1 protein-coding gene is annotated in these 1,407 nt (G+C 60.4%); it reads left to right on the top strand.

Annotation, left to right across the window (positions count from 1 at the left end; all coding sequences use genetic code 11):
• Nucleotides 1-148 precede the first annotated feature (148 nt).
• Nucleotides 149-1,375 (top strand): ISL3 family transposase, encoded by a 1,227-nt coding sequence (locus tag M3I53_RS37855; protein ID WP_028209167.1) that lies wholly within the window; start codon nucleotides 149-151, stop codon nucleotides 1,373-1,375.
• Nucleotides 1,376-1,407: the final 32 nt, after the last annotated feature.

Below are 1,407 nucleotides of genomic sequence, written 5' to 3'. Positions count from 1 at the left end.
GCCTCTTTTGAAATCCGAGTGGGCGGTTTGGCGGGTCAAGGGCGGGCGTGAGCCCGGCGCAGGGAACCCTTGAGGGGCTTTGAATCGACAAGCTGGCGCATGGCTGGTTGCGGCAGAATGCTGCAATCAGACATGCGGGACGATGCGAGTGACGAATCAACTCTTTGAAGCCGCCTTGGGAATCAAGGCACCGTGGTACGTGCAAGGTGTCGACTTTGATACGGCCAAACGACAACTCACGATTGCCGTGGACTTTGTCGCTGGCAGCCGCTTCGCTTACCCCGGGGTTGCCGGTGAGCACCCAGTGCATGACACGCAAATCAAGCGGTTGCGCCACCTGAATTTCTTCCAGCACGAGTGCTATCTGGAAGTGCGGGTGCCGCGCGTGCGCTTGCCAGACGGCTCGGTACGGCTCGCGCAGCCGAATTGGGTTGGCCAACTCGACGGCTTCACGTTGCTGTTCGAAGCGCTGGTGCTGATGCTGGCGCAGCAGATGCCGTTTGCCGCTGTGGCGCGCATCGTCAATCTGTCGTGGCACCGGGTGCATGCCATCTGTTCGCGCTATGTGGAACTCGCGCTCGCGTCGGCGAACCTGTCGGACGTGAGCACGGTAGCTATTGACGAGACCTCGTACCGGCGCGGCCACGAGTATCTGACGCTGGTCGCCGATATGCAGGCGCGCCGCGTCGTGTTCGTCACGCCCGGCCGCGACGCGAAGACGATTGAGCGCTTTGCGGCGTACCTTAGCCAGCACAACGGCACGCCCGAGCAAGTCACCTCCGCAAGCATCGACATGTCGCCCGCGTTCATTAAGGGCGTGAGCGAACATCTGCCCAATGCGCGAGTGACATTCGACAAGTTTCACGTCGTCGCCCATGCGTCCAAGGCGCTTGATATGGTGCGCCGCCAACAACAGAAAGCCGACCCGGAACTCAAAGGGATGCGCTGGACGCTGCTCAAGGACGCCAACAAACTGAATCTTGCGCAATTGACCGACCTCGAGGCGCTTGTCAGGCAGTACGCCACCAGGCGCACCGCCCGCGCATGGCTGTATCGCGAGCAACTGCGCGAGATTCTCGAACGCAAGCAAATCCATGTTGTCTCCGAGATGTTGCGGCAGTGGTGCACCAATGTCATGCGCTCAAAAGTCGAGCCAATGAAGGACGTTGCGCGTCTGATACGTCGGCACTTCGACGGCATCGTCGCCTGGACTCAGACCCGCCAGACCAACGGCTTCATTGAAGCCATCAACGGCTTGTTTCAAGCGGCCAAGCGAAAGGCTCGCGGTTACACGCGCTTCACGACAATGCGCACGGTCCTCTTTCTCGTTGCCGGCAAGCTCGACTTCTCCGGCTTCAACCCGCATGCCTCGTGAGTCGCATCACCCACTCCAAATTCAAAAGAGCC

The organism is Paraburkholderia sp. CNPSo 3272 (assembly GCF_024206495.1).
Classification (GTDB): Bacteria; Pseudomonadota; Gammaproteobacteria; order Burkholderiales; family Burkholderiaceae; genus Paraburkholderia.
Note: the sequence above shows the minus strand (reverse complement) of the source record. Positions and strands in the feature narration are given on the sequence as shown.